This window comes from Neobacillus sp. SuZ13, from assembly GCF_030123365.1.
GTDB lineage: Bacteria > Bacillota > Bacilli > Bacillales > Cytobacillaceae > Neobacillus.
Genome location: NZ_CP126107.1, coordinates 3,655,188 through 3,677,596 on the forward strand (window position 1 = coordinate 3,655,188; position 22,409 = coordinate 3,677,596).

The window sequence follows — 22,409 nt, forward strand, 5'->3', positions numbered from 1 at the left end:
GCACTTCGCTTTCCGCGGGCGTGCCGGGGAGCCTCCTCGTCGCTTTGCTCCTGCGGGGTCTCCCCTGCCCCGTACTCCCGCAGGAGTCTTCGTGCCTGGAACGAAGGTCAACAAAGCGCCAAAATCAAAATTGTCCTTTAACACAGGCTTATTTTTAAAAAAACTTAATTGTTCACTCTGACATATATATGAAAATTACCTTTTCATATCAAAATTCCTCATTCTGTTTCCACTGATTAGAAATTCAGATTTTTTGGTAGGCGGCACTTCATGATTTTTTTTAGTAGATACTAATTTCGCCGATAATTCCCTAAACCACTGCTCATCTTTAAATAGTAAAGCCAAATCTATTAAAGCTAAAAGCTCACTTTCATTTCTACCAGTTGTCTCGGGCAGCTTTTCAGCCCGTTTATTTGCGATCCAAATTGATTTTCCGATCGCTTTTTTATTGTCACTATCAACCACATTTATTTGTAACATTCCTTTGGTAGTGTCTACGGTTTCAACATACCCGTGGATCAGTTCTCCATCTCTGGATATACCCTGTATCCAATCCCCATTTTCAAATCGATAATTGTCGGTCATTGTCATCTACACCCCTTAAATGTTATAAAAAAAGTTACAGTTTGGTTTTTAAAAAAAGTTTATATCCAACATCTTATTATACTGTAATAAAATAATATACAGTATGAATAAAAGAAAAAACTAAATCATGGACAATGTTTAATTTTTTCTAAAACAGTACTAAGTGTAATATTCTCTAAATATTTTTCAAAATACAATTCAGCATCATTGAAAATCTGGTCCATGACCACCTGGGTATTAGACGAGATAACACATTTTTGCTCAGGATCACCTGTGCACCAGTTTGGTTTTAGGCTTCCGCGTGAAACGGTACGATAAATATCTGCCAATGATACCTCTTTAGAATTACAGTCGAGAATATAGCCTCCACCAATACCTTCTTTTGTCTTAACAAATCCATGATTGCGCAAACAGCTCATGATCTTGCGAATCCGTGCCGCATTTGTACAAACATTAGTAGCGATTGACTCACTGCTAGCCATATGATCTGGTAAATATGCTAGATAGACTAAACTATGGACGGCTATCGTAAAATCACTATTCACTTTAATGCTTCCTCCTCAAGAAGATTAATGTAATTTTATTATTTACAGTTTATAATGTCAACATAAAATAACTCAAAATTAATAATTCCACTATAGTCCATATAAATAACCACATTACTGGCCTGCTAAGGAAGGTCTCCTATATTTCTTTTGCTACTCATTGTGATGAGTTTCTCCTCTGGTTTTCCAATATGGCTAAACGAATAAGTTTCACTTTTATTTCTTTACTTAATGAAAGCCATTCAGGTTTATGGATTTTCATTTTTCATTCCCCCATTAGAGTATTGTTTTGATTTAAGAAGTTTTTAAACAACTTTTTTTGTAACAATATTCATCTGAGATGCATTTGATTTTACTAATACTTTTATCATTCCCGTTCACTCGAGCATTTTAACATTTTTCGTTTTCCATTTTATTTGAATTTTCTACATTTTTTTCAAATACAACATGGTTGTAGATTTATAGTTTATTCTCTTTGTTGAATGGGTACTGCATTATTATCCCAAATTAATTGGAGGTAATATCAAATGAACAATGAACAGTACCCAAGCAAATTACCTGCACAAGAACAAAAACAGCAACCAGGAATTGAAAAGGATATGAAGCCACTTCCGGAAACACAAAATCCGAACTACAAAGGAAGTAACAAGCTACAGGGAAAGAATGCCATTATTACCGGTGGTGACAGTGGAATTGGGCGGTCTGTATCAATAGCTTTCGCGAAGGAAGGTGCAAATGTGGCGATTGTTTATTTAAACGAGGACAATGATGCCTTAGAAACCAAACAGCTGGTTGAGGAGGAAGGTGGTAGATGCCTATTAATTGCAGGAGACATCGGTGATGAACAATTCTGTCAAGAAGCTGTACAACAAACAGTTGATGAGCTAGGGGGAATTGATATCCTTGTGAATAATGCGGCTGAACAGCATCCTCAAGAAAGCATTATGGACATTGAAACAGAACAGCTAGAAAAGACATTCCGGACAAACATTTTTTCAATGTTTCATTTAACAAGAGCCGCGTTGCCTCATCTTAAGCCTGGAAGTGCGATTATTAATTCGACGTCTATTACTGCCTATCAAGGACATCCAAAGCTGCTTGACTATTCTTCTACAAAAGGTGCGATTACAACCTTTACAAGGTCTCTTGCCTCTCAGCTTGCGGAAAAAGGAATCAGAGTAAATGGAGTCGCTCCAGGACCAATTTGGACACCACTTATCCCTTCTACTTTTACCGCAGAAGAAGTAAGTAAATTTGGACAGGACACACCGATGAAACGCCCAGGACAACCGGAAGAAGTTGCTCCTGCATATGTATACCTTGCATCAAATGCTGATTCATCTTATGTTTCTGGTCAAATTCTGCATGTAAATGGTGGAAAAGTCGTTAATGGGTAGGTAGGTTTCTTAAAGAGGTTTAATAATAGGTATACAGCCCAAGTGCCTAGTCGTATATTTGTACCTGTCCCCCATCACACTAAAGTTAAGCGCGGGGGGACAGGCTCTAAATGAAACGTTCTAAAAAAATGTCATTCAAATCAAAATCAGTTAACATAATAATATTATGTTAATCTATACAATCTGCTAATTTATTTTTTAGACAAAACTTTAGATTCACAAAGAAGCAAAACTCTTTCCGTTCAGATAATAAGCGGACTCCAGGAATGTACTGAAAGCGACTTCTACCTCTGGGATTCCGAGTGCTTGAATATGGTTTGTTACAATGTTGGCAAATTGGTCTTGAATTTCCTGACCCCGTTCGAACCATTTTACTTCAATTAATGGGTATCCAGGCACTTCATTTCCATCAAATACATAAGTTGATTGGACGATTTCTAAGGTGAAATTATCCGTTCCACATGCACATAAATCTGCCAAGTCTTTTACTAATGATGTACTAATCGTTTTTACCTGATCTACTGAAACTCCTCTAATAATTATATGTGGCATACAAATCACTCCCGTACCGAAAATTTAGTCTGAACAAATGTGCAGACCTCTGGAAATATTGATGGTATACTTGTTTATACTACTACAGTAATGGTGATAAATGTGGTTTATTTATTGATATTGATTTTCCTCATGGTTTGTATTACTTTATTTTTCACTTTCAAAAAACTTTATATTAGAACTTCAACCATGGCCATGGTTATGGCAATTGGGATTGTTACGCAAGGTGTTCTATTAAATTATTTTGGAATCCAGTTCTTCCAACACATATTCGGAAAAATTCTAAGCATTCTTAACCTATCCCTTTGGTTTGCCTTTATTCTTTCTCTGATCATTGCCAGTCTGGATGGAAGATTTAAAGACATCCATTATTCCAATCGAATCAATCGTTTTGGGATTGGCACATGGGTTGCAGGCACATCCATCAGCGGCATCTTATTTTATAAACAATTCTTCCAATGGGGCTTTATATCGGTCATTATTGCTTTTATTAACATCATCTTGTGGATTATTTATGTTGGCGTCAGTTTAAAAACTTTTATAGAAATTTTCAGGACAAAATCATATCGAAATGTCCATGGAATTCTTCTTCTTACTACTGTTAGCACACAATCGATTGTCCTTTTACTTAACACTGTTTTCAAAAAATTTCCGGACATCTTTAACCTATCCTTACTAGTCATAGGATTTTGTTTTTATCTCGTTTGTGTTTTCTTTATTTTGATTAGATACATAAAAAATACTTGGTCAATTGAATTGGATTGGAACAATACGAACTGCATTTTACATGGGGCTTTGTCTATTTCCGGGATTGCTTGTTTAGTTACAGGCATCATTAGTATTGATACCATAAGATGGATTTGGAGAGCAGCCCTTCTTATTTTCATAGCGGTTGAATCTATTGAAATTTACAGGCTTTATAAACGGGTTAAACACTTGGGCTTTAAAAATGCGATCTTTATTTATGATGTTACGCAGTGGAGTAGAGTATTTACTTTTGCCATGTTTTATACTTTTACATCCCTTATCCATACACACTTATTTATTGGATCTATCGTGATCGATACAATCTTAAATGATGGCGTATGGGTAGTCATCATTCTTCTAATGTTTGAACTAATGCTTTGTGTTAGTGATCTCATAAAAGCTAATAAACAATTATCGAGACAAATTGCTAATGAAAACGAAGTAAGCTCTCCATTTTAATTGGGGAGCTTACTTCGTTTTGCCTATTTTTTTTTGGCTGCCATTTGAGTGGCAGGCAACTAATTTTATACAATAAGCCTGATTAATTCATCAGTCGCTTGAACGCTACCAACATTAGCTGGGACAACATCTAAATACTGATTGGTATTGGTGATGACTACAGGAGTTTTTACATCATAGCCTGCAGCTTTTATGTTTTCAATGTCAAATTCAATCAGCAAGTCACCCCTTTTCACGGTATCCCATTGTTTTACATGGGAAGTGAAATATTGACCTTTCAGATTAATCGTATTCACTCCCACAATAATTAAGATTTCAGCTCCATCTTCTGATGTAATTCCAATTGCATGCTCCGTTGGAAATAAAGTTGTTACAACTCCATCAACAGGTGAAACCACTTCCCCCTTTGATGGTTCAATGGCAATTCCCTTTCCTACCGTTTCAGTTGAAAATAGAGGATCTGAAATTTTGCTTAATGGCACAACTTCCCCGCTTAATGGGCTAGAAATTGTTTCTCGTTGTACATTCACAAATCCAAATTCTTTAACCGTTTTTGCGGCAAGTGCATCGCTTTTACTTTCATATCCTAATACAAGGGTAAGAACCAACGCTAAAACTAAAGCCGTTCCTGTACCAATTAAATAGAAACCGACCGGTGTAAACACCGGAATAGACAAGAAACTTGGGAGAGCAAATCCAGTCCCCTTTATACCAAATGCCCCATTAATCGCACCGCCAATAGCCCCAGCTATGGCAACAATCAACATGGTTCGTTTGTAGCGAACTAATATACCATAAGTGATGATTTCTGTTGTACCTGCTAACGCACCCGGAACAAGCCCTGATCCAGCGAGCGTTTTCAAGTCCTTATCTCTTGTTTTGAAGAATACCCCAAGACCCATCCCAATTTGAGCAAAAGGAGCTGCAGCTACCATAGGACTAAGTGGATCCAAGCCAGACTTTGCTAGATTAGCAAGGAAAATTGGAATAACAGCCCAGTGGAGGCCTAATATCGTCAGAAATGACCATGCAGCTCCCATCACCGCACCTGTTAGGATGCCGCTTCTTGCACTTAAAAATTGAATAAAGACAGCCAATGCCTCGCCAACATAGGTGCCAAATGGACCAAAAACAAGGACGGTCAAGGGAACAATCACAATTAATGAAATAAGTGGATTGATAAACATTTGTAAGTCCTTATAAATCACTTTTTTCAAAAATTTATTTAATAAAGAATAAATGGAAACAGCAATTAAGATTGGAAAAACGGTGGAAGAATAATTCGCCAATATCACTGGAATCCCAAAGAAATCCACGTTTTGGGCTTTTGATGCCACTAAATCGGTATAATGAGGTTCTAAAAGTGCGGCCCCGATCGCCCCGCCGACATAACCATTGGCTCCGAGCTTTGTCGCCAGAGTAATCCCTAGAAAAACGGGGAAGAAGTAAAAAATAGCATGCCCGGTTGCTGCAAGAATGGCATAGGCACCACTCTCATGTGATAACCATCCAACTGTTGTTAAAATCGATAATAAAGCTGAAATTAGTCCAGATCCAGCAAGTACCCCTAGAATAGGTGCAAAGCTTCCGCTGACTGTTCCTAAAATTTTATTCATGACCGTTTCTTTTTTTTCTGTAGAAGCATCATTCGTCTGAATCGGATTCATTTTTAGTTCTCCTTGTTTGAAAAGTGTACAATGATATTCTTATCCATAATTATCGAACACATATTTTTCCTTATTTTCTTCAAAATGCCTGTCCATATACGGAAAGAAAATCATCTTTAGTAAAATACAAACAAAAAAACCCCAATCCTTAATTGGATAGGGGTGAATAGTATATAGTTCGAGAAAACCAATCTCATAGAATAATTCTGGTAATTTATCCCATCCACTTAGTCAATAACTCTTGCCACGCCATTACCACACTTTTGACATTTCCCTTCCAACACAATTCCACCAGTAAATTCTTTAACAGTATATTTCTCAATTTTAACAACATCAGAACAAGAACTGCACCAAACATTTCGTTCTAATTTTCTCCGGAATTCAACAGGAATCGAAAGCCATTTTTTATTCGCAGAAAAAGAGACCACTTCTAGAATAACTTCACTCTTCGGTTTTTCTTCTACTTTCTCCAATATATCAATAACTTCTTGGATTCTTGTCCTAACTTTTTTAAATTCAATCGTTTGCCATGCCTCCAAGATTGTGATTAAATCTTTATTGCCTGAATCTGCGATTTTCTCTAATAATAGAAGAATCAAGCTTCGGTTCCGATCTTTTAATATTTCAACAAATTCATATCTTCTATTTTCAGCAGCATCAATAAGCTTTTCCAATAATTCATTTGCATAGGTCTCGCGTTCAATGTCCCAGCCTTTGTCCGTATAGACAAGCATTGGAAGTCTACCATCATACTCGATGGCTAAATAATGATGAAGAATCAGCCAGTCTACTTTTGCGAGGATCTCTTTTTGAGAAATGCCTTTCAATGCCCCGTATACAGGGCTATAGTCCAATTCTAGTTCCAATAACTTTTTATCTTTTGATCCTGCAAGTATTTTGGCAAGCATTGCCCGGCCGCCACTCATAATCAAATCGTCTGCCCCACGCAGAATGGTTTTAATTTCACTGTCTGGCAATGACTTAATTCCGTTTGGATTTAGTGCATACCCCACTTGATTTCCTTTTTTAACCATCTTCATCCCTCTTTTATGTATAACTCAACTAATTACAAGTATAGCACCTAAAGATGGGATTAAAACCAATACTTTCGCTTAAATATAACCTTTAACAATTCAACCTTTTACATAGTTTGACAAATGGGCAGACCTCTAGTTTGATTGATGGTATATTTGAAATATCTAATATACTAATGGGGAAACTAGAAATGTTGTAAAGAAAACGAAAATCATGTTTTATAGGGAACGATTTTGATACCAGTGGCATTAAGGCCTTAATAATATCCAGCATGGTATACTATACCCCTAAACGATAATTTAGCTATTTAAAAGGAGATTGAGGTATGACAGAAATTTGGGAATCAAGTTTTATAAAAAATCAAATGATGTGGGGATTTGAACCTTCAGACTCCGCAATTATGACAACGGACTTTTTTCTTGAAAAGAAAGTTAAGGAAATATTGATTCCCGGTATTGGGTATGGAAGAAATGCAAAAATTTTTATTGACAATGGTATAAATGTAACAGGTATTGAGATTTCAAAAACAGCGATTGAATTGGCAAGGCAAAATGGGCTTAATAGTCCTATTTTTCATGGTTCAGTTACCGATATGCCTTTTGATAATAAACTCTATGATGGTATATTTTGTTATGCCCTTATTCACCTATTGAATAATCGTGAAAGAGAAAAGTTAATTGAAGATTGCTATAATCAGTTAAAACCAAACGGATATATGATCTTTACTACCATTTCAAAAGATGCTCCAATGTTTGGTAAGGGTAAACAACTGGGTAAAGACTACTTCGAGATAACCGAAGGGATAAAAATGTTTTTTTATGATGCTGACTCGATCAAACAAGAATTTGGGAAATACGGATTGATAGAATATTCGGAAATTATTGAGCCACATAAGAATATGGAAAATAAACCTCCATTTAAATTTTTAATGGTAAAATGTCAAAAGGTACTATAATTATAATGGGATAAAAATCCCCAAAACGATAATTTAGCTACAAATATTTTTAAGCAATTTTAGGATTCTGCATACTAAAAATAGCTAAAATTCTGTTTACATCAAATGCAGTTGATTAAACTAATTTAAAAGACACAGCTTTATGCCGTGTCTTTTTTGGCATTTCCATATTTGAAATTCCCCGGTTCTAATCTGATCTTGACCTGTATCTGTTTTACCGATTTCTCGTTAAATCCTCTAATTGTGTTGGTGTTCCAATGGTTCAAATAATATTTATACGATTTCTCACTAATGTTTAAGACATCTGTATTCAGCTGGTCACCTTTCTTTAAAGTCGATAAAATTTCGTTTTTTATTATTTTATTTATCTCGATTTCCACTTCTTTTAGTTGTTTATTTTTGCTATTTTGGATCAGAAGTCCCTTCCCTTTTACCACGATCTTATATGAAGGGGTTTTTCCTTTTAAAACCAAGATTTTTGTTTTAAGGTTTCTTACTCGTACTGATAGGTTTTCGTTCCCAGGCCGGATAAACATATCTTGGTTTTTTCCAGTGAACCAACGTAATCCGCTAAAGTCCTTTTTGCTCAACCAACCTGTAAACTGCTGCCTAGAAAACACATATTCTCCATTAATCTGGGCGATTGATTTTTTCTTTCCTTCCGTAAAATGGGTGTCGTCGATGATTAACGACGGGATTAAAGTCGTTCCAACCGGTCGGGAAAAACGGGAAGTAAATTGATGGTATTTAATGATCGGGAGTGAATAATTATAATGGATGATCTCTTCTGGTCTATGGATGACCGTAAACAATGGTGGATAATTAAAAAAGCTTTGAGTTTCCATTAACGATTTTAGATTCTCTCCTGTGCCAAAAAGCAAAATGTTGTACCTCAGTAATGGCGAACGACTTACTAGATCCATCACAACTTCCATTTTTTCTTTCAAGATATTTTCGCTAAGTATGATGGTTTTAACATGTCCATAATTTAAGGGCAAAGCGGTCAGTTGTTCCAATAACCCAATTGCTGCCGCGAGACTTTCTCCTTTCGCTTCCCCGATTAAAATGGGCTGCTGTTCTAAGGGACCTCCTTCTTGTTTGGCAATATTCCCAAAATTTAAACCTTGAATATATAGTTTAAATTCTCCCTCTTTATAGTCCATTCCCAAAGCGGTAACATAAGTCTCGCCTTCGATTTCTTTTGCCCCAAAACAACCTGTCAAAAGAAATATAAGGCATGTTACGATGATGAAAGAAATCAGGTTCCTCATTGACTGCTACTCCTTTTGCCTGGTTGTGTCCTTTGGTTGAAAAACAAGATTGCGTTTCTTTAACAGCTTTGGGGGTAATTTGATTATCATTTGTAAGATGTTAGCCATATTTGGAAATGCAAATATAGGGACAAAGGGCTGCCCGAAACTCTCAAGCGAAATAGCATGTGTTAGGATGATGAAAAAGGAAAGAAAGAATCCATACATTCCAAAAAGGGATGATAGGGTAAGAACGAAATAGCGAATCATAAGCAAATTTCCCCCTAAGTTTTGGTTGATCAATGTATACCCTGAAATTACGGTAATCGAGATCACCACCAGCATGGCCGGAGACGTTAACCCGGCACGGATTGCCGCATCTCCGATGATCAACCCGCCTAAAACAGCGACAGTTTGTCCAACAGCTTTTGGAAGCCTGAGTCCGGCCTCCTTAAATAGTTCAAATAATGTTAGCATGATAAACGCTTCCATAGAGCCTGATAAAGGAAGTCCCGATCTTGACGCGGCAAGGGTGGCAAGCAAGTTATAAGGTATCTGCTCGGTTTGATGCGTGATTAAGGCAATATAAAAGCCCGGCAGTAAAACAGTCGTGACTATAGCGGATAACCTTAGTAAACGAACGAAACTAGTATAAAAAAAACTGTTGTGCACATCTTCCGGCGAATACGATAATTGAATTAGAGCTGTCGGGCCAATTAAACAGCTAGGATTTCCATCCACCAAAATGGCAAATCTCCCTTGATTCAAAGCGTCTACAATTAAATCGGGTCTACCGGCATAATCCATTAACGGAAAAATGGAAAATGAGTTGTCATAGAGCATTTCTTCCAATTGATTGCTGCTGTTTAAAACATCGATGGTAAACGATTTTAATCGACCTTGTACATCATCCAAAATAGAGGGATTGATGATATCCTCTATATAAAGTAGTAAAATTTTCGTTTTGCTTCTTTCTCCAATCGTATAATCCACGCTTTTTAAGGTAGATGTTTTCAATCGTTGACGGATCAGCGCCATATTATCTGAGATATTTTCAACAAAGCCGTCTCTTGGCCCCCGTACAGAAGATTCCAAATTGGTTTCTTCCGGGCTTCTCTTTGGTGCATTGGAGACAGGAATGAAAAATACATCGTTTGTTTCCTCATTAAGAATGACTAATTCTCCAGAAAAAAGCCTTTGTTCTATTTCATACTTGATATTTCCATCATTAGAAAGCTTGGATACCCCAAGTAGAAAGTTTATGTGTTCAATCCTCAGCGTTCGCTCTTTTTCCATCGCTTCATTTATGTTAGGGAGAATATTTTCGTTGATCACCTTTGTGTCCACTAAATTGGGGCAAAACAAAAAGGCGAGAGAATGGGTAAGAATCCTGCTAGGATAGAATTTGGTTTGCACAACAATATCGGAAGAATCGTTGAACCACTCTTTCAATTTGAGTATCGTCAGGTTACTTCTTTTCACGGAGAATCCCCCTTTATCCGGCTAAGAATGAACAACAGCCCAAATATAAAAAGCAGAAAGACCAGGCTTGCAGGAAAATAAACGGAATATAAAATTGAAAAAAAGGAACCGAAATCCCATGGAATTAACACACTGATAATGAGCATCGTATAAAGAATAGGAAGAATCCAACTCTTTTTTTGGCCGCGATTCAATAGTTGGTTTACGAGAAACATACTTAAACTGATCCGGATGAATGCCCCTGAGCGCCACTGAAAAATTGACAAAAAATCAAGGCGTTCGATATTGACTCCAATTGATAGCAATTTCCATTGTTCATAGGCAGGAACCTTCATCTTTACTGCCTCCTCCGCACCATAAATAGCGATTCCTCCCATCAAGGGCCCTAACGATAGGAAGAAGATGCCGATGCTAACAAGCATAAGCGGCTTGATTTTGATCCGGTCTCTTATAAAGGGAGTGATAAACATAAAATAAATAATTTCAAATGAACTGGAGCATGCATACATAATTCCGAAAAAGAAATCTTTATATCCACGTTCAAAAACGGGGAACAGCATGCTATAATCCTTATATTTTATATTTCCAATTCCCACTAGAAACCCTAACATCACAACCAAAGGCAAAAAGAAAACTGCTAAGGACCCAATAGTTCTAATTCCTTTCAGTGACGCATAATAGCAAAGGGATGCAAAGGAAACGACGGCCAAGAAATCAGGAATGTCAGCCGTGTAATTTAACTTTGCCCAAAAGCCTGTATACTTGAATGTGATAAAGGCTGTAAGAAAAAAATATATACCTAACAAAATACGAATCGAATAGGAAATGATGGGATGCAATGAAAATAACAAAGATAACATATTTTTTTTCTCAAACTTTTTATTTAGATAATAAATCATGACCGTCCAAAAGATTAATGGAGCAACGCTGCCGATTACAGAGAGCCACGAGTCCCGATTAGATGCGGTTAAAATCACAGGGAGCAGCAAGACATGGACCATAAATCCGGTGGACATGATGAGCAGAAAATATATATGTGTAGAATGAATCACCTTTTGGTTCAACCCAATTTCCCTCTTTTCATGCAGCGGTAAAAGTCTGTTCAAACAACGGTTTTCAATTTTTGGTAGTTTACCCCTGTTGGAAAATATTATTAAATTTTGTTATTAAAGGAAACCTACCATTCGCAATATAATACCCAGGCTTTTCAAAGTTACGTTTGGAACCAAAGCTAAAAAGGTCACTTCGATATTTGGCAGAAAAAACAATCCCAAAAAATCTGTATGTCAATATGAATGGCGCTATACAGTACTAATCATTTTTATCTGATCAACTGAAACTCCTCAACTTTAAATAGCAAAAACACCTTGAAGTCTCAAGGTGTTTTTGCTAAAGATGAATAATATACAATTAATCTCTGCTGAAATCGGCCTTTTTTAATGGCACAATTTTTGTTTTGTTAATACTTTTATAGCCTAAATAACCAATTAAGAATAGAGGTAGTCCAATATAAGAAACCAATACACCATACCAGTCAACCTTAGAACCAATAAATGCCCCGTAATTTGTTCCAAGCATTGCGATTAAACATAATACTGTCGCCAAAATAGGACCTAATGGGAACCACTTTGCTTTATAGGGCAGGTCTTTGAAATCTCTTCCCTGTGCAACATAAGCTTTCCGGAATCGATAATGGGTAACCGAAATACTTAACCAAGAGATATACCCAGCTAAGCCAGCAGCGTTCAATAGCCAAGAATAAACAGTTCCATCACCAAAAAGGGAGGTAAGGAAGCACAGCATACCAACAAGGGTTGATATGTATAATGCGTTAATCGGAACACCACCTTTATTGACTTTTTTCAAGAATGACGGAGCTTTTCCTTCTTCCGCCAATACCCAAAGGACGCGCGAAGCAGCGTATAAAGTGGAATTTCCTGCTGACAGAACTGAAGTAAGGATGACTGCATTCATGGCAGCCGCCGCAAAGGCAAGACCTGCATTTTCAAATACTAAAGTAAATGGACTCACTGCAATATTCTCTAAATCTGAGCTTAATAATTTTGGGTCGCTATAGCTGATTAAACATCCAATAATAAAAATCGCTAAAACATAAAACAATAATATTCTCCAGAAGATCTGTTTTACTGCCTTAGGTAAATTTTTCGCAGGATTTTCACTTTCACCAGCTGTAATCCCGACGAGTTCCGTGCCTTGAAAGGCAAATCCCACCACCATAAATACACTAAATATGGATAACATGCCGCCTTTAAATGGGGCTTCTCCTTTTGTGAAATTTTCAAATCCGCCACTATGGCCCTTCATAATTCCAAAAATCATGAGTAACCCAACAACAATAAATAATAAAATTGTTGCAACTTTAATCAGTGAAAACCAAAATTCTGATTCACCATAACCCTTAACGGATAAAAAGTTAAGACCAAATATTAGTACAAGGAAACTGGCGCTCCAAATAATACCTGGGACATCAGGAAACCAATATTTCATGATCAATGACGATGCTGATAATTCCAAAGCAAAAATAATCGCATTATTGTACCAATAGTTCCAGCCAACGGCAAAACCCAATGCAGGGTCGACAAACCTTGAGGTATAGGTACTAAAAGAACCTGAAATCGGAATAAAAGCCGCCATTTCTCCTAAACTGCCCATGATAAAATATACCATGATTCCTGCGATAATATAGGCAGCTAAAGCTCCACCAGGACCAGCATCATGAATCGTGGTTCCACTGGCTAAAAATAACCCTGTTCCAATTGTTCCCCCGATAGCAATCATAGTAAGATGCCGTGTTTTAAGCTTTCTTTCTAAATGTTCGCCAAACTCGTGTTCATGTACTGTTTCTTGGGCTTTAAGTGCCGTATTTTGCATATAACACCTCTTTTTATAATATTTAATTTTATTATTTGTTAGGTAAAATTTATTTCACACTTTCCACTTGCTCAAGTAATTTTGATAGATTCATTGTTTTCAAACCTTCAGCAGATTTTTCAATATCTTTTGAGAAAATGCGATCCTTTTTAATAGAAGGAACAAGTTCTCTTCCCTTCTCATAAAGCCGTTTTGTTTGGCTTGCCATTTTTTCAACTCCACGGTATTCAACCGCCTGCATTGCACAAATAAGCTCAATTGCGAGGACTCTTCTTGTATTCTGAATAATTTGATGAGCATGCCTTGATGCGATTGTTCCCATACTTACATGATCCTCTTGATTTGCTGAAGAAGGAATCGAATCTACACTTGCTGGATGTGCCAGCGTTTTGTTTTCTGATACAAGAGATGCGGCAACATATTGCATGATCATAGCACCAGATTGTAGTCCTGGTTCAGGGCTTAAAAATGGCGGTAAATCATTTAACTGTGGATTGATTAACCGTTCAATTCGTCTCTCAGATATATTTGCCATTTCCGCAACAGCAATTTTCATAAAATCCATTGCAAAAGCAATTGGCTGACCATGGAAGTTACCACCAGAAATGACTTTTTCACCATCATCAAAAATTAGTGGATTATCTGTTGCTGCATTCATCTCGATTTCTAATTTTTCTTTTACATAATCAAGTGCTTGCCAGGTGGCACCATGAACTTGCGGAATACAGCGAAGTGAATAAGCATCCTGTACTCTCAATTCGCCCTGTGTCGTCGTCAATAAGCTATCATTTAAGTAACCTCGGATTCGTGCTGCGGTATCAATTTGCTGTTGATAACCCCTTGCGATATGAACCTCTTCAGCAAAGGCATCAATAATCCCTTGTAATCCTTCAATGGTCATAGACGAAATTAACTCACTTTGGTAGGCGAGTTGTTCTGCTTCTAGATAGCCGACCACTCCCATTGCAGTCATTGCTTGGGTTCCATTGATAAGAGCAAGGCCTTCTTTTGCCTCCAGTGTTACTGGGAAAATTCCTTCTTGCTGTAAGGCTTCAAGGGAATCCATTCGATTTCCTTTATAAAATACTTCTCCTTCCCCGATTAGCACTAAAGCTAAATGTGAAAGCGGTGCCAAATCTCCGCTCGCTCCAAGGGAACCTTGCTGCGGAATCACAGGGATAATATTCTTGTTTACTAAATCTAATAACCTTTCAATAACAAGCGGCCTAATTCCAGAATAGCCCTTTAATAGAGCGTTAGCACGAAGAAGTACCATTGCTTTTGCGACAACCTCTGGGAATGGCTCACCTACGCCGCAAGCATGTGAACGAATTAAATTAAGCTGAAGATCTTGAACATGATCTTTATCAATAAGGACGTCACTAAATTTTCCAAACCCTGTTGTAATCCCATAGACTACTTTTGATTCTGAAACAATTCTTTCTACGGCTTCCCGACTCTTTCTAGCAGCCTCCATACTCAATTCTGAAGCGCTTACCTTTTGATTACCGAATAAAATCTCCTTCATTTGTTTCAATGTTAAATTTTGACCTGTTAATGTTATCATTACTTCCACTCCTCTATCACTTTAGTATAATAAAGAAAGAGGCTGGATTCCGATTCCTATTAGAATTGGAGTCCAGCCTCTTTTATTCCCATTTTTGAAGATGTAACAATTTTTATACGCTGCCTCATGCGTTTCCCATCCCTTCTTCATAATCTATTATTCTATTACCATGTTAATTATAGGTGATGTAAATTATAATAGTCAACACAAAAGTTCCAGATTTTACCACGATAATACTTTAGCACAATAGTTAATGAAAGGAACTAACCATAAAATTAAACGGGGGACTGACCTCAAAATCTGTCATTTAGGTATTTTCAAGGCTTTTCATGAGTTCAAGTCGTGTATAATAAACAAGAATAGAGTAGCCCCAGCGAGAGCTACTCTATTTTCGATCGCGATATATAGTTTTTAAAAGACACTTGCTGCTGAACCTCTGCATCTGAATTTCTTTTCACTTTTTATAAATATCATAGTGACTAGTCGTGTAAACCATCATTCTATGTATATTAAAAAGGACCGTTCAACTAAATAGAGATTCTCTCTTACTGTTTTTTAATAGGCGTAACTACCGCAAATAAATTTTCACTTGGATCCGAGACCTTGATCTCAACAATTTTGTATCCATTCTCTCCATTTTTGCAGTCGTTTTCCCTTGATGTTTTGAATTGAATGTTATTCATTGTTCCGACTTCCTTCCTAGAAAAATTTCTCACAGAAGTTACTATATGCTGTATGTTTTAAATATGTGCATGAATTTTTTCAAAGTGCTTTTGTTTTTCATTAATTTAAATTAGATTTTTTCCATTCAAAGATAGTTTTCTTCACAACAAAAAAAGCTGCCTCTTTAAGACAGCCAATCTTCTAGAAAGGATCCCTCAAACGAGTAATTGATTCCGTCTCTATCTATATTCAGATTATTTTAAAAAGCTTAATGAATAATTGCCATGGTATGCCACTTAAATCCTCCACCACTGCTTAGTTGGAAAATCTTTTGAAGTAATCACGACTGTTTCCCCTATTTTAGGTGTTGAAATATTGACCTGGTGTCTTAATGCCGCTTCTGTTACTCTTTCCACCGGATCTGTCCACGCATGAAAGGCAAGTGTAAACGCACCCCAATGAACGGGAATTAACAGCTGTCCACCAAGATCCAAATGAGCTTGTACCGTCTCTTCCGGCATCATATGAATACTGGACCATCGCTCGTCGTATTGCCCGCATTCTAACAACGTTAAATCAAACGGGCCATACTTTTCGCCAATTTCTTTAAAGTGAGGACCATATCCGCTGTCTCCACTAAAGTAAATCTTCGTCTCCCGGCCTGCAATGACCCAAGAGCACCACATGGTAGAATCACGGTCAAATAATCCCCTTCCTGAGAAATGTCTTGCCGGTGTACAAGCCAGTGTGAGTCCTTTGAAATCCAACTCCTCCCACCAAGCATGTTCGGTAATTTTTTCTGAAGGAACGCCCCATTTGATTAAACGCTGACGAACACCGAGCGGTACTAAAAACCGCGATGCTTTATCCTTTAATTTACGAATGGATTGGTAATCTAGATGATCATAATGATCGTGGGAAATAATGATTGCATCGAGTGTCGGAAAATCCTCCAGTTGCACAAAAAGATTATTTTTGTATCTCTTGGTACCTGCCCACGAAACAGGGGATGGACGAGGACCGAACATGGGATCAAATAAAAGTCTCTTGCCTTCTATTTCGAGAAAAAAAGCCGAGTGGCCAAACCAGGTGACCCGTGGAGCATCAGAGATTGAAAGAGTCTCAGTGGGAAGGAATGTTTCCGCATCGATTACAGCCTTGGGTCTCCGATTCGCAGCCCGTGTGAGAGAATCTCTCAGCATGCTGATCATCGACTTCCATCCCATCGTCATTGTTGTCGGTAATTGATTTTCGTATTTTTTCATTTATTGGGCTTCACCTGCTTATAGAGTAAATCTTACATCCATTAATTATATTATATGTGTTTACTTTTTGTATCTAAATTACTCCACGATCATTTAGGATTTAACCGGGTTCTTTAATAATAACTTCCTGTAATAAAAAAATGACAGAAGTCATCTATTTCGAAAGATTTCTAATTTGACCAACTCATAATTATTAATATAACTTAGTACTTAGGAAATTTTAAGATAATAAACATTTAAAGAGGTGCAGCAGTGAAAGAATTACAGAAATTCGCAAAAGGATATCATGAAGAAATGAACTGGGAAATTAATAAAGATAATTATGAGAGAACTCGTGCTTCCCTTTTAAATAACTATATGCTGTTAACAACAGAAGTAGCGGAAGTTGCTGAAGAACTTCGAAAAGCTTTTAATTTGACAAATAGTCACATATCAAAAGGCAAGGATGAAAAAGCGGCATTTAATTTAGCTAAAGAATCTATCAAGGAGGATTTAGGTAAAGAATTTGCTGATTGCTTAGCCTATATTATTAAAATGGCAAATTACTTTGAAATTGATTTAGAGGAAAGCTTTTATTCAAAAATGGATGAAGTAAAGAACCGAAAAAATAAAGATGTCGGGTTAGTAAGGTAAGGATTTAGCTTGATTACAAATAATCACCAATATTGAAACAAAAAAATGACCGAAAGAGACTTCTTTCGGTTAAAGATAGGATAATCCTCAGTTCACTTAGTAGAATGTGCGTATTTTAATCATGTGATGGGAACTATAGAGACCCGAACACATGGCATACTTCCAACTCCAATTCCCGTATCAGTGTAAATTCTTCTTTTCTAGGTGCTAATTCTTTTACAATACTGTCATAATACCAATGCTGATCTTTCATGCCATGGTTAAAACGCTCCCATACCATCTCGCCAATCGTTTTACGGTCTTCCTTAATGGATTGCAGATTATGTAATTTATCAGCAGTGATGACTTGTATTTCTTCTATAGATAGATGTTTTAACATATCAATGGTATGTTGTTTTCTTACACGCCATGGGAGGGTTTTATCAGGTTCTGAAGCAGCTCTGACCAAATTCGCAATATGCTCACCAAATTGCTCTGCTAATGTTTCATAACTAGTATCGGTATCTTCAAGGGTATCATGAAGAATACCTGCAGCGATGACAGAATCCGAACATTTCTCCTTTTGTAACAGCATCCCCACGGCAAAAGGATGAGAGATATATGGGATATTTGTTGCTTTTCTCGTCTGATTTCGATGGGCTACTGCTGCAAAATTAATTGCTTTTTGAACGATATTCATCTGGATTTCCTCCTTGTGATTTCCACTTTTATTAAGTTTTATTTTATATTGATTCGGCATATGCTAGCTAATTTAAGCTTTAGAAAATTACTTGGAAATGCAGCAAATCTTCCAATGTCTGCATTTATAATTTTAGGATGTCCCTTTTCGTTAAAAATCTCATAGTACCGTTGAAGGTGTTTGGTAATAGCTGATTGCTATCCAGTTCCGTTCAGCTTGCTAGGTACAGCAACAAAAAAAATAATCCCCCATCTTCCTTGATTCGGAACAAACGAGGGATCATTTACTTATATTGTTTACTATTCTAAAAAAGCTATATGTAATTAAATCAAGTATTTCTCAGATTCCTTCGTATAATGCACAACTTGATTAAGATGACCATTTTTGAGTTTTACTGCCCATTCTGAATCAGCTAGTATGGCACGACCAACGGCTACATAGTCAAATTCGCTTGCTTTGATTTTTTCATCTAAAATTTTGAGATTGTCTTCAATTGTTACATGATCATTATCCTGATTGCTCAAAAAGGCACGGTTAATTCCGACAGAACCGACCGCAATCGTTGGTTTATTGGTAATTCGTTTCGTCCAGCCGGCTAAGGTTAATGAAGGATCTTCATCTTTAAATTCAGGTTCCCATATACGTCTTGTTGAGCAGTGGAAAATATCTACACCAGCTTCAACTAATGGGGTGAGCAATTGTTCAAGCTCATTAGAGTTCTTAGCTAATTTAGCTTGATAATCGGTTCCTTTCCATTGTGAATAACGAAAGACAATTGGAAAATCAGGCCCAACTTCTTTCCGGCAAGCCCGAACAATATCTGCTGCGAATTTTGTTCGCTCTCCTAAATCCCCGCCATAATCATCTGTACGCTTGTTCGTTAGTTCCCAAAAAAATTGATCAATTAAGTATCCGTGTGCTCCATGCAACTCAATTCCGTCAAAGCCGATGCGCTTCGCATTTGCAGCCGCTTCGGCGTATGCATCAATCATTTCAGCAACTTCTTCTTTCGTTAAAGCCTTTATTTTCTCATTTCTCTGGCCTCTTAAAGTTAATCCAGACGGACTAACAGTAGGTGCGTCAATATTTGGTTCACTGCCTGCTTTTCGGGCAGCACCTACATGCCATAATTGTGGAATAATTTTGCCGCCGGCTTGGTGGACTTCATTCACTACATTTGCCCAGCCATTTAAAGCTTCCTCACCATAAAAACGGGGAATATCAGGGCTCATTACTGCAGCTGGGTGATTAATCGCTGTCCCTTCAGTTATGATAAGCCCAATTCCATTCTCTGCACGTTTGCGGTAATATTGTGCAACATTTTTTCCCGGGATTCCTTCTGGCGAAAACATGCGTGTCATTGGGGCCATCACTAACCGGCTAGCTAACATTTCATTTCCAAATGGTACAGATTGTAACAAAGTATGACCTGCGAACTTTTGATCCAAGGCGAGCACTTCCTTTTTTATTCGTTTTATCCTGCTCCCTTTATTGTATAATTTCACTATTTAAATATAAACTGATACGTTCTATGTTTATACTAATATTAATAAACATAGGCGATTTAGCAGGTTATTTATAAAACAGCAAGTAAATTTGTTGCGGTTTTCAGATTAAGGTGCAGTTCGGGGCAACCTTTAACAACTTGAACAACTTGGGTCAGTCCCCCGGTGAAGTAAAACTTTAATACACTGGAGGACTGAACCTTATATTTCATCTCCTTTTTGTCCTTGGTACAATTGAAAATTCTTGTCTACAGTGCCTGGTTTTATTGGCTTTTCCAAGTATTGATTACAGCCACAAGAATGTACCACTTCTGCCATGTTTAGTACCATCAGTTGCCATGGAATTTACCACTCGCTGTCAACGCATTTACCAATAAAAAATTTAGAGATATTGAATTGAAAAAGCCAAATCTTCCTATTTTTACCGAGGAATTAGGCTTTTGTTAAGCTTTCCGCAATAGCGTCAGAAAGTGTCTACCAACTTTTATTGCACAGTATCGTTGTACTGTGCAACAATTAGACCTCTTGTTTTTTACCTTACTTATTGAACATTAGCTCCCTAAATAACATAGACAAGGTATGAGATAAACACACCGAATTGTTGTACAATTATTCATTTCCCTTACCTAGGATGCATCACGCCAATGAATCCAATATAGTTTTTACCTGAAAATAATAATGTTTGTTTCTTGAACTCTCCTTACACATACTGAACCTATTGTTAAAGACCTATATTAGTGAAGAAGATTTTATTAAGATGTTGTGAAAATATTAAAAAAGTTCCTGATCCACCTGCAATATGGTGTTACCATGTTTTTGGGGATAGGAACTTCATTTTTATTTATTACAATGTAATTAAACACAAGTTTACAGTTTCAAATACTAAGTTTCTTTATATCATTCTTAACATACACAATGATTTCATCGATAGTATTTAATTCTAACTAATGTTTGATTTATTAAAATTAACACTTAATAAGGAAATACTAAATTGGAATGGTAATGTAACAAAGAGTATATCTCTTAGTTCAGAAATAAAAGGATTAGATGATTATAAGGAAAGCGTTCAAAAGAAAATAGGTTTTTCTCCGAAAGATTATTTATATAAAACTATAGACGCATTAGATAGTGAAGCAGCTGAGGAAGTTGATAATATAAAAATAAAAGAATATGATTTAGAATACATAAAGAAAAATAATAATATAGATATAAAAGGCATACCATTCTTTTATGGTGAGTCAACTGATTATACAATACTAATAATCAGAAGTGACTTATATAAATACAGTATACGTTATTCTACAGTCATTGAATTTAAATGGATTACAAAAATTGATAACCGTGGATATTGGTAATTATGAATTGATAGTTTCCTATCCTGATAACTTAAATTATAAATTGGAATTGGACTTCTTATAAAAAAAGGTGAACTTGTATGCAAATTTATATATTCTTCAGAGTGAACAGCACCTCCAATTGTAGTCGTGTCCAACAATTGGGGTCCAGTTCATTCAGAATTTGGTCCCATCCTTATAAAAAATAATTGTTTCTAGCTCGAGTTTAATTTCCTCCTTGAATTCCTTATAAAATCCAACGAAAACATCACGATTTACTTTTAGTATATAAATATATTGAGCTAGTAAGTATTTATCGGGAACAGTAGTACAGGAACGCATTGCCGCATAGTACATCTTTTTTAGCTTTTTCTGAACTAATTCTTCAGTTATAAGCTCTTCTTCACCTATAAATTCGCTAATTACTTCACTCATGACCGTTTCATACAGACTGGAATTTATTTTTCCGGACCAACGTTCATTTAAATTGAATAGTTCTTCAAAATTAGCCACCCTTATATTGTCGGATTCCTTCCCTTTCTTGGTACCAATAATAAATCTTTCATCTAGTTCATTTTGGTCGATTTCTACCGCAATCGAATTGATACCTGGACGATGATAAGGAAAAAATATATTAAAAAGTCCACCAACTCCAGGATAATTTTCCAATGGGTCTTTAGCACCTTTGATATTCTCATTACAAATTTTACAAAGTGGGATTAAATTATCCGGTGAAATAGAAAGAAAGGGATAAATTGACTTTGTTAAATAGTGGTCCAAATCCGCATAACCATCTTCTTCTGTAACTTCAATCTGACCCAAGCATGCTGGGCATACCGGATTAAAAGAACCATCACGTTTTTGATTTACCTCGAAATAACCCCTTCTTACATGCCCACGTCTTAATCGAGGTATTGAAAGTCCTTCCATTCTAAATCCAGTTGAACCACCCAAAATCTTATCGTATAATGCTTCAAAAAATGGTTTTGCCACTTTCTTCACGCAATTTGGAAGATCAAGATATTTTAGACGATAATCCGTTTGGTTTAAATGTGAAACAAAATCAATATCTTCTTGGAAAGCTAGATGGAGTGCTATACGATATTCTTGCTTTAGTCGGCACATATTTGTAATACCTTCTCTAACTGCTTGGTAATCAATAAACCAATCCACTCCTTGACCGCGAAAGATTTTTTT

At 36.6% G+C, this 22,409-nt stretch carries 20 protein-coding genes; 5 read left to right on the forward strand and 15 right to left on the reverse strand.

Annotated elements, in window-relative coordinates:
• Positions 1 to 195: 195 nt before the first annotated feature.
• Together QNH17_RS17935 and QNH17_RS17940 are read right to left on the reverse strand one after the other, a co-directional pair.
• Positions 196 to 585 carry an IDEAL domain-containing protein gene (locus QNH17_RS17935; protein WP_283874014.1) on the reverse strand — a complete coding sequence of 130 codons (390 nt, stop codon included), beginning with the start codon at positions 583 to 585 and terminating at the stop codon, positions 196 to 198.
• 125 nt (positions 586 to 710) lie between these two features.
• On the reverse strand, positions 711 to 1,130 hold the full coding sequence (locus QNH17_RS17940) for an RrF2 family transcriptional regulator (RefSeq protein ID WP_283874016.1): 420 nt from the start codon (positions 1,128 to 1,130) through the stop codon (positions 711 to 713).
• Positions 1,131 to 1,657: 527 nt separating this feature from the next.
• On the opposite strand from QNH17_RS17940, the gene QNH17_RS17945 reads away from it, so the two are divergent.
• On the forward strand, positions 1,658 to 2,527 hold the full coding sequence (locus QNH17_RS17945; protein WP_283874017.1) for an SDR family oxidoreductase: 870 nt from the start codon (positions 1,658 to 1,660) through the stop codon (positions 2,525 to 2,527).
• Between the two features lie 216 nt (positions 2,528 to 2,743).
• Here the strand turns inward: QNH17_RS17945 and QNH17_RS17950 are convergent, their stop codons facing one another.
• A complete protein-coding gene (locus QNH17_RS17950) occupies positions 2,744 to 3,079 on the reverse strand; it encodes a DUF1904 family protein (RefSeq protein WP_283874018.1) in 336 nt (111 codons plus the stop codon).
• Between the two features lie 189 nt (positions 3,080 to 3,268).
• Here QNH17_RS17950 and QNH17_RS17955 point away from each other — a divergent pair, with 189 nt between their 5' ends.
• Positions 3,269 to 4,285, forward strand: a complete 1,017-nt coding sequence (locus QNH17_RS17955) for a TDT family transporter (RefSeq protein ID WP_283874020.1) — start codon at positions 3,269 to 3,271, stop codon at positions 4,283 to 4,285.
• A gap of 65 nt (positions 4,286 to 4,350) precedes the next feature.
• Here QNH17_RS17955 and QNH17_RS17960 read toward each other — a convergent pair whose 3' ends face one another.
• Together QNH17_RS17960 and QNH17_RS17965 are read right to left on the reverse strand one after the other, a co-directional pair.
• Positions 4,351 to 5,952 carry a glucose PTS transporter subunit IIA gene (locus QNH17_RS17960; protein ID WP_283874022.1) on the reverse strand — a complete coding sequence of 534 codons (1,602 nt, stop codon included), beginning with the start codon at positions 5,950 to 5,952 and terminating at the stop codon, positions 4,351 to 4,353.
• Between the two features lie 227 nt (positions 5,953 to 6,179).
• The gene (locus QNH17_RS17965; RefSeq protein WP_283874024.1) at positions 6,180 to 6,986 is read right to left on the reverse strand and encodes an RQC domain-containing protein; all 807 of its coding nucleotides are present in this window, start codon (positions 6,984 to 6,986) and stop codon (positions 6,180 to 6,182) included.
• A 326-nt stretch (positions 6,987 to 7,312) separates the two neighbouring features.
• On the opposite strand from QNH17_RS17965, the gene QNH17_RS17970 reads away from it, so the two are divergent.
• Positions 7,313 to 7,942, forward strand: coding sequence for a class I SAM-dependent methyltransferase (locus tag QNH17_RS17970; RefSeq protein WP_283874026.1), 630 nt, complete (start codon positions 7,313 to 7,315; stop codon positions 7,940 to 7,942).
• A gap of 140 nt (positions 7,943 to 8,082) precedes the next feature.
• Here QNH17_RS17970 and QNH17_RS17975 read toward each other — a convergent pair whose 3' ends face one another.
• From QNH17_RS17975 to QNH17_RS18005, 7 genes are all read right to left on the reverse strand, one after another.
• Entirely contained in the window at positions 8,083 to 9,213 is a 1,131-nt protein-coding gene (locus tag QNH17_RS17975; RefSeq protein ID WP_283874028.1) for a Ger(x)C family spore germination protein, read from the reverse strand.
• A 6-nt stretch (positions 9,214 to 9,219) separates the two neighbouring features.
• The gene (locus tag QNH17_RS17980; protein WP_283874030.1) at positions 9,220 to 10,674 is read right to left on the reverse strand and encodes a spore germination protein; all 1,455 of its coding nucleotides are present in this window, start codon (positions 10,672 to 10,674) and stop codon (positions 9,220 to 9,222) included.
• Positions 10,671 to 11,738 carry an endospore germination permease gene (locus tag QNH17_RS17985; RefSeq protein WP_283874032.1) on the reverse strand — a complete coding sequence of 356 codons (1,068 nt, stop codon included), beginning with the start codon at positions 11,736 to 11,738 and terminating at the stop codon, positions 10,671 to 10,673. Before QNH17_RS17985 ends, QNH17_RS17980 begins: the two co-directional genes overlap by 4 nt.
• 346 nt (positions 11,739 to 12,084) lie before the next feature.
• Positions 12,085 to 13,566, reverse strand: coding sequence for an amino acid permease (locus QNH17_RS17990; protein ID WP_283874034.1), 1,482 nt, complete (start codon positions 13,564 to 13,566; stop codon positions 12,085 to 12,087).
• Positions 13,567 to 13,615: 49 nt separating this feature from the next.
• Positions 13,616 to 15,133 (reverse strand): histidine ammonia-lyase, encoded by a 1,518-nt coding sequence (hutH, locus tag QNH17_RS17995; RefSeq protein WP_283874036.1) that lies wholly within the window; start codon positions 15,131 to 15,133, stop codon positions 13,616 to 13,618.
• Positions 15,134 to 15,678: 545 nt separating this feature from the next.
• Positions 15,679 to 15,816 (reverse strand): hypothetical protein, encoded by a 138-nt coding sequence (locus tag QNH17_RS18000; RefSeq protein WP_283874038.1) that lies wholly within the window; start codon positions 15,814 to 15,816, stop codon positions 15,679 to 15,681.
• 276 nt (positions 15,817 to 16,092) lie between these two features.
• A complete protein-coding gene (locus tag QNH17_RS18005; protein WP_283874040.1) occupies positions 16,093 to 17,061 on the reverse strand; it encodes an MBL fold metallo-hydrolase in 969 nt (322 codons plus the stop codon).
• 252 nt (positions 17,062 to 17,313) lie between these two features.
• On the opposite strand from QNH17_RS18005, the gene QNH17_RS18010 reads away from it, so the two are divergent.
• The gene (locus QNH17_RS18010) at positions 17,314 to 17,694 is read left to right on the forward strand and encodes a MazG nucleotide pyrophosphohydrolase domain-containing protein (RefSeq protein ID WP_283874041.1); all 381 of its coding nucleotides are present in this window, start codon (positions 17,314 to 17,316) and stop codon (positions 17,692 to 17,694) included.
• Positions 17,695 to 17,827: 133 nt separating this feature from the next.
• Here the strand turns inward: QNH17_RS18010 and QNH17_RS18015 are convergent, their stop codons facing one another.
• Positions 17,828 to 18,373: an HD domain-containing protein gene (locus QNH17_RS18015; RefSeq protein ID WP_283874042.1), complete on the reverse strand. Its 546-nt coding sequence runs from the start codon at positions 18,371 to 18,373 to the stop codon at positions 17,828 to 17,830.
• Between the two features lie 323 nt (positions 18,374 to 18,696).
• Positions 18,697 to 19,821: an NADH:flavin oxidoreductase gene (locus QNH17_RS18020; protein WP_283874044.1), complete on the reverse strand. Its 1,125-nt coding sequence runs from the start codon at positions 19,819 to 19,821 to the stop codon at positions 18,697 to 18,699.
• Between the two features lie 1,004 nt (positions 19,822 to 20,825).
• Between QNH17_RS18020 and QNH17_RS18025 the strand changes: the two genes are divergently transcribed.
• Positions 20,826 to 21,233, forward strand: coding sequence for a hypothetical protein (locus QNH17_RS18025; RefSeq protein WP_283874046.1), 408 nt, complete (start codon positions 20,826 to 20,828; stop codon positions 21,231 to 21,233).
• A gap of 156 nt (positions 21,234 to 21,389) precedes the next feature.
• On the opposite strand, the gene QNH17_RS18030 is transcribed toward QNH17_RS18025, so the two are convergent.
• Positions 21,390 to 22,385 carry a hypothetical protein gene (locus QNH17_RS18030; protein ID WP_283874048.1) on the reverse strand — a complete coding sequence of 332 codons (996 nt, stop codon included), beginning with the start codon at positions 22,383 to 22,385 and terminating at the stop codon, positions 21,390 to 21,392.
• Positions 22,386 to 22,409 lie beyond the last annotated feature (24 nt).